The 6,234-nt window shown below is 73.8% G+C and carries 7 protein-coding genes; 2 read left to right on the plus strand and 5 right to left on the minus strand.

Going from position 1 to position 6,234, the window contains the following annotated elements; genetic code table 11:
* Positions 1 to 148: 148 nt before the first annotated feature.
* The 5 genes from rsrA to ACOJTC_RS21495 form a co-directional block, all read right to left on the minus strand.
* The gene (gene rsrA / locus ACOJTC_RS21475) at positions 149 to 436 is read right to left on the minus strand and encodes a mycothiol system anti-sigma-R factor (protein ID WP_204926830.1); all 288 of its coding nucleotides are present in this window, start codon (positions 434 to 436) and stop codon (positions 149 to 151) included.
* A gap of 1 nt (position 437) precedes the next feature.
* Positions 438 to 1,259, minus strand: a complete 822-nt coding sequence (locus tag ACOJTC_RS21480) for a sigma-70 family RNA polymerase sigma factor (RefSeq protein ID WP_420118227.1) — start codon at positions 1,257 to 1,259, stop codon at positions 438 to 440.
* Positions 1,260 to 1,517: 258 nt separating this feature from the next.
* Positions 1,518 to 2,129: an alpha/beta family hydrolase gene (locus ACOJTC_RS21485; protein ID WP_420118228.1), complete on the minus strand. Its 612-nt coding sequence runs from the start codon at positions 2,127 to 2,129 to the stop codon at positions 1,518 to 1,520.
* A gap of 32 nt (positions 2,130 to 2,161) precedes the next feature.
* On the minus strand, positions 2,162 to 2,554 hold the full coding sequence (locus ACOJTC_RS21490) for a WhiB family transcriptional regulator (RefSeq protein ID WP_204926828.1): 393 nt from the start codon (positions 2,552 to 2,554) through the stop codon (positions 2,162 to 2,164).
* 200 nt (positions 2,555 to 2,754) lie between these two features.
* Positions 2,755 to 3,453, minus strand: coding sequence for an SOS response-associated peptidase (locus tag ACOJTC_RS21495; protein ID WP_420118229.1), 699 nt, complete (start codon positions 3,451 to 3,453; stop codon positions 2,755 to 2,757).
* A 102-nt stretch (positions 3,454 to 3,555) separates the two neighbouring features.
* Here ACOJTC_RS21495 and aroA point away from each other — a divergent pair, with 102 nt between their 5' ends.
* Positions 3,556 to 4,857 (plus strand): 3-phosphoshikimate 1-carboxyvinyltransferase, encoded by a 1,302-nt coding sequence (aroA, locus tag ACOJTC_RS21500; protein WP_357929799.1) that lies wholly within the window; start codon positions 3,556 to 3,558, stop codon positions 4,855 to 4,857.
* A 165-nt stretch (positions 4,858 to 5,022) separates the two neighbouring features.
* Positions 5,023 to 5,955, plus strand: a complete 933-nt coding sequence (rsgA, locus tag ACOJTC_RS21505; protein ID WP_420118230.1) for a ribosome small subunit-dependent GTPase A — start codon at positions 5,023 to 5,025, stop codon at positions 5,953 to 5,955.
* Positions 5,956 to 6,234: the final 279 nt, after the last annotated feature.

The following is a 6,234-nucleotide window of genomic DNA, read 5'->3' on the forward strand; positions in this document are numbered from 1 at the left end:
CAAGCGCCCCAACTCCTGAGCCGTTCCGGCGGGCCACCGCCGCGACGTCAGGTCCGGCTCCGCGCCGGACACACCGGTGGCCCGGGTCGACTCGACCCCGGCCCCCGGCCTGTTTTCGGATCGTCCACGGCGGGTCCGCCGTGCGGTGTCACTCGGCCAGTTCGCGGGACTCGCTGGCCTCGAAGACCACCAGCTCGGTGAGGCGTACCCGCAGCCGCTCGCGCAGCTCGTCGGGGGCGGTCTCGTTGCCGCAGCACCGCGCCACCAGCGCCCGCACCTCCTGCTCGATGCCGTACTCGCGCAGGCAGGGCCCGCACTCGTCCAGGTGGTAGCGGATCAGCGAACGGCGCTCCTCGGCGCACTCCAGGTCGAGGTAGAGGTAGACCTCCGCGAGCACTTCCCGGCAGTCCGTCTCGTGCGGCTCTCCACAGCTCACGTCACACCTCCCGACCGGCAGTGGCGGTGGTCGAACCCTTCGCGGGCTGCGCGGCGCTGAAGCCGCGCTCCGCGGCGTACCGCTCCAGCAGCTTGCGCAGGTTACGACGCCCGCGGTGCAACCGGGACATCACGGTGCCGATCGGCGTACCCATGATGTCGGCGACCTCCTTGTACGAGAAGCCCTCGACATCGGTCAGGTAGACCGCCAGGCGGAACTCCTCCGGCAGCTGCTGGAGGGCCTCCTTGACGTCGGTGTCCGGCAGCCGGTCCAGCGCCTCGGTCTCGGCCGACCGCAACCCGCTGGAGGTGTGCGACTCGGCCTCGGCGAGCTGCCAGTCGGTGATCTCCTCGGTGGGCGCCTGGATGGGCTGGCGCTGCCGCTTGCGGTAGGAGTTGATGTAGGTGTTGGTCAGGATCCGGTAGAGCCAGGCCTTCAGGTTGGTGCCCTGCTCGAACTGGTGGAAGGCCGCGTACGCCTTCAGGTACGTCTCCTGGACCAGGTCCTCGGCGTCGGCCGGGTTACGCGTCATCCGCAGCCCGGCGGCGTAGAGCTGATCGACGAAGGGCATCGCGTCCCGCTCGAAGCGGGCCCTGCGCTCGTCCGTCTTCTCGGTGGTCAACCGCACATCCCCTCGCGTCGGATGCTGTCCCGCCGAGAATACGCGGACGGACCGGTCCGCAGCTTCCGTTCTGCCGGGTGTGCCCGTGCTCACCACCCGGGGGCCGGTCCCCACCGCCGGCCAGTCCGGACCGTCGAGCAGCCGTCTGAGCTGCCGCGCGTCCCGATCGTCCCGCTCCCGGCTCCGTGTCTCGGTCGGCACCGGTCACCCCCCTCGCCAGATTCCTCGTCCGGGAGTCGTAACACCCGACCGCCGGCCGCACATTCCGCCGGCCCCGCTCCTGGTCCCGGCCCGCCCGGTCGGCTACCGGAGGACTGGGACCAGGAAGGGCCTGGGAGGGACGGTCCCGACCACCCGAACCGGAAGGTCGGCACCACCGGATGCAACGAGGGGTCCGGCGGGGCGGAAACGGGTGGTCAGCACGGCGAACCGGCCCCGCGCCGCCGGTCGCCGCTGCGGTCAGTGGGCCCACCGGTACGTACGCAGCCAGGTGAGCACCGCGGCGGCCACCCCGGCCGGGTCCCGGCGCAGGTCGTGACGTTCGCCACGACGCACCACCACCTGCACCGCCCCGGCGGCGTCGGGCAGCCCGAACGGGTCCCGGTCGCCGTTGACCACCAGCGTGGGCAGGCCGGTGGCCAGCTCGTCGGCCCGGGAGCGCTCCGGGCGGCCGGGCGGGTGCAGCGGAAAGGCCAGCGCGACGACCCCGACCGCCCCCACCGGGCCGGCCGTCCGGCAGGCCACCCGGGCGCCGCTGGACCGGCCGCCGACCAGCAGCGGCAGGTCGGGATGCCGGCGGCGCAGCACGGCCAGCACCGCCGTCCACGCCTCGTCCAGGTGCCCCGCCGGGGCCGGTGCCCGGCGGCCGGCCACCCGGTAGGGCTGGGTCACCCGGGCCACCAGCACCCCGGCGTCGCGGGCGGCGTCACGGACGGCCAGCAGGTCCGGCGCGTCCACCGCGCCGCCGGCCCCGGGGCCGAGCACGAGCAGGGACGTCGGCGGCCCGGCCGGACGATCGGTGTCGACCCGGGCCGGGCCGCGCGGTGTGTCGAGCTGTGTGGAGCGGGACATCCGGTCATTCTGCGCCGTGGCCGGCGGGATGATCAGCTCAACGGCACCAGGGTGAGCAACTGGTCGCGGACCGGTGGACCGGCGTCGCCGGCCGCGCCGGAATCGGAGCCGACCTCGCCCCGCCAGGCGACCAGCATGGCCCGGCGCTCGCGGGGCGTGGTGCCGCCCCACACGCCGTGGGTGTCGCCCACCTCCAGCGCCCAGGCCAGGCAGGAACCCTGCACGTCGCAGCTGCGGCAGAGCGACACCGCCGCGTCGGCTGGTTCGTTGGGTGCCGGAAAGAACGTCTCCGGATCCACGCTCTGACAGGTTCCTCTGGTCCGCCAGGCATCGTCGGAACGGCGGTCCCGCAACGCACGCAGCAGTCGCGGATCCCGTCGTGCGGCGGCCACCTCGTGCGGTCGGGGCATACGCGCCCGGGTCATCACACCCACCTCCCCCGTGGGACCGGCAAGATCGACGGGCGTCGTTCGCACTGCGCGAGGACGCTCCCAGTGCCAGCGCTGTGTTGTATCGCACCGTCGGCTACGGAGACAAGGGGTGTGCCGGAAAGATGGCAGAAAATCCGAGCGACATTTCACCGATAAACCTGGCAATTCGTACGCGCCAATGTCATCTATCGCGATCAGAACAGTGCGTCGGTCCCGTGGGAGCGTTCCCGGTCCAGCGCCACCCGGGCGGTCAACTCCGGGCCGTCGTTGCGCACGTCGCCCACCGCCGTACCGACCGGGCGGATCTCCAGCCCGGCGAGCCAGTCCGCCGACGGCGGGACCAGCAACGCCGCCGGATCGTCGGCCGGGGCCAGCCAGTCCGCCCACCGGTCGGGCGGCAGCAGCAGCGGCATCCGGTCGTGCACCTCGGCCAGCTCGCCCACCGCCGCCGTGGTGAGCACGCTGAACGTGAGCGTCGCCTCCCAGCGGGACCAGATCCCCGCCAACGCCAGCACCGAGCCGTCCCGCGGGGTCATGAAGTACGGCTGCTTGCCGCCGCCGGCCCGGCGCACCCACTCGTACCAGCCGTCGGCCGGGACCAGGCAGCGGCGACGGGCGAACGGCAGGGCGTACGCCCGGCTGGTGGCGACCGTCTCGGCCCGCGCGTTGATCATGCGGGCGGCCCCGGCGGCCGACTTCGCCCAGTGCGGCACCAGCCCCCAGCGGCCCACCGAGAGCGCCCGCCCCCGCTCCGGATCGACCCGCACCACCGGCACCCGGTCGGTCGGCGCGACGTTGTGGTCCGGCCGGACCCCGCCGTCGGTGTCGTCGTACGACTCGAAGACGGCGCTCAGGTCCCCGGAACTCCGGGTCGTCGCGTACCTGCCGCACATGGCGCCAACGCTAGCCCCCCGCGCCGCCATCGGCTGTCCCGCCCACCGGGAGTCAGCCCGACGGTAGTCTCGAAATCGCCGTCGAGTTGGCAGAATGTGACCGTGGGAAACCTGACCGCCACCCGTCCGCAACAGCCCTGGGCCGCACCGACCGCCACCGCCCCGGTCACCGCCGCCCTGCGCCTACCCGGCTCCAAGTCGATGACCGCACGCGCCCTGGTGCTCAGCGCACTGGCCGGTGGCCCGTCGACACTGCACGGGCCGCTGCGCGCCCGCGACACCGAACTCATGGCGGGCGGGCTGCGGGCGATGGGTGCCCACGTCTCGGTCTCCGACGACGACCGCTGGCTGGTCCGGCCGCACCGGCTGGTCGGCCCGGCCCACGTCGACGTCGGGCTCGCCGGCACGGTGATGCGGTTCGTCCCGCCGGTCGCCGGCCTCACCGATGGGCGGGTCACCTTCGACGGCGACCCGCAGGCCCGGGTCCGGCCGCTGGGCCCGCTGATCGGCGCGCTGCGCTCACTCGGCGTCCGGATCGACGCGCCGGAGACCGGCAGCCTGCCCCTGGTGGTGCAGGGCGTCGGTCGGGTCACCGGCGGCGAGGTGGTGATCGACGCCTCCGCCTCCAGCCAGCTCGTCTCCGGCCTGCTGCTCGCCGGGGCACGTTTCGACCGGGGCGTGGTGGTCCGGCACCAGGGCCCGCCGGTGCCGTCCGCGCCGCACCTGCGGATGACCGTGCAGATGCTGCGGGCCGCCGGGGCGGCCGTCGACGACACCGTCGACGACGTCTGGGTGGTCGAGCCGGGGCCGCTCGCCGGCCGGGGCTGGGAGATCGAACCGGACCTCTCCGGCGCGGTCCCGTTCTTCGCCGCCGCCCTGGTCACCGGCGGTGAGGTGACCCTGCAGGGGTGGCCGCACAACAGCGTCCAGCCGGTCGAACAGCTCCGCTCGCTGCTGGACCGGATGGGTGGCGAGGTCACCCTGACCACCACCGGGCTGACCGTACGGGGCACCGGCACCGTGCACGGCCTGACCGCCGACCTGTCCGACGTCAGCGAGTTGACCCCGGCACTGACCGCGCTCGCCATGCTGGCCGACTCGCCGTCGACGTTCACCGGCATCGGGCACATCCGTGGGCACGAGACCGACCGGATCGCCGCGCTGGCCCGGGAGTTCACCGGGCTCGGCGCCGACCTGACCGAAACCGCCGACGGGCTGGAGATCCGGCCCCGACCGCTGCGCGGGGGTGCCTTCCGCACCTACGCCGACCACCGGATGGCGCACGCCGCCGCGGTGGCCGGGCTCGCCGTCCCGGGCATCGAGGTGGACGACGTGGCGTGCACCTCGAAGACCATGCCGGAGTTCCCGGCACTATGGTCGGCGATGGTGACCGGCAAGAGCTGACGGCGGAGGGGGCAGGTCCTGGCGACCAAGCGACGGGAGTACGACGAGGACGACGTACGGGTGCGCCCCGGCCGGTCCTCACGTCCGCGTACCCGGACCCGCCCCCGGCACGACGACGCGGTCGACGGGTTCGTCATCGCCGTCGACCGGGGCCGGTACACCTGTGTGCTCCCCGACGCCCCCGACGGCGCCGCGATCACCGCCATGCGGGCCCGCGAACTGGGCCGCAAGTCGGTGGTGGTCGGCGACCGGGTGAGCCTCGTCGGCGACGTCTCCGGTGCGGACGGGGCGCTGGCCCGGATCGTCCGGATCGCCGAACGGCGCTCGGTGCTGCGGCGCACCGCCGACGACGACGAGAACACCGCCGAGGGACGGCTGGAACGGGTGGTGGTCGCCAACGCCGACCAACTGGTGATCGTCAGCGCGCTGGCCGACCCACCACCCCGGACCGGCTTCATCGACCGTTGTCTGGTCGCCGCGTACGACGCCGACATCGAGCCGCTGCTCTGCCTGACCAAGGCCGACCTGGCCGGCCCGGAGCAGGTCGTCGGCTACTACACCGAGCTGGAACTGCCGTACGTGCTCATCCGGCCCGACTCCGACCTCGACGCGCTGCGCGCCCTGCTCGCCGGCCGGGTGTCGGTGCTGGTGGGGCACTCCGGGGTGGGCAAGTCGACACTTGTCAACCGGCTGGTACCGGACGCGCTGCGGGCGGTCGGCGTGGTCAGCGCCATCGGCCGGGGCCGGCACACCTCCACCAGCGCGGTGGCGCTACGGCTCCCGCGTACCCCGGACGGCGACGGTGACCCGGGCTGGATCGTGGACACCCCGGGCATCCGCAGCTTCGGGCTGGCCCACGTCTCGGCCGAGAGCCTGCTGCACGGGTTCCCCGACCTGGTGGAGGGGACGGTGGACTGCCCACCCAACTGTCCGCACACCCCGGACGAGGCGGACTGTGCCCTGGACGCCTGGGTGGCCGCCGGCAAGGCCGATCCGCGCCGGCTGGCCTCGTACCGTCGGCTGCTGGCCTCCCGGGCCGGCGAGGGCGACGCCCGCGAGGTGGAACGCAACCCCGGCGACCCCCTCGCCGGCTCCTGACCCACCCACCCCTGTCCCCCGCCCCACGCACCCCACCCCGGCTCCGCCCGCAGCCCCAGCCCCGCGCCGGTTCCGCCCCAGCCCTCCGTGCCCGTCGCCCCGGCCCGGTCTCACCACCACCGCCCCGCCGCCCTCGGCCCGGTCTCACAGCCCTCACTACCCCGGCCGCACCGCTCGGTGATCAAGAGGTTTGCGTCAAGTGATCAAGAGGTTTGCGTCAATCTGGATCTCCGTCATGACGCAAACCTCTTGATCACGCCAAGCGGGGTGGGGTGGGGT

The sequence above is a fragment of the Micromonospora sp. genome, from assembly GCF_048594385.1.
In the GTDB taxonomy this organism is placed as follows: domain Bacteria; phylum Actinomycetota; class Actinomycetes; order Mycobacteriales; family Micromonosporaceae; genus Micromonospora; species Micromonospora wenchangensis.

Excerpts from the sequence above, each read along its gene's own strand:
- ACOJTC_RS21495 (WP_420118229.1), bottom strand. The coding sequence starts at position 3,453 with ATGTGCGGCAGGTACGCGACGACCCGGAGTTCCGGGGACCTGAGCGCC.
- ACOJTC_RS21485 (WP_420118228.1), bottom strand. The coding sequence starts at position 2,129 with ATGTCCCGCTCCACACAGCTCGACACACCGCGCGGCCCGGCCCGGGTC.
- ACOJTC_RS21490 (WP_204926828.1), bottom strand. The coding sequence starts at position 2,554 with ATGACCCGGGCGCGTATGCCCCGACCGCACGAGGTGGCCGCCGCACGA.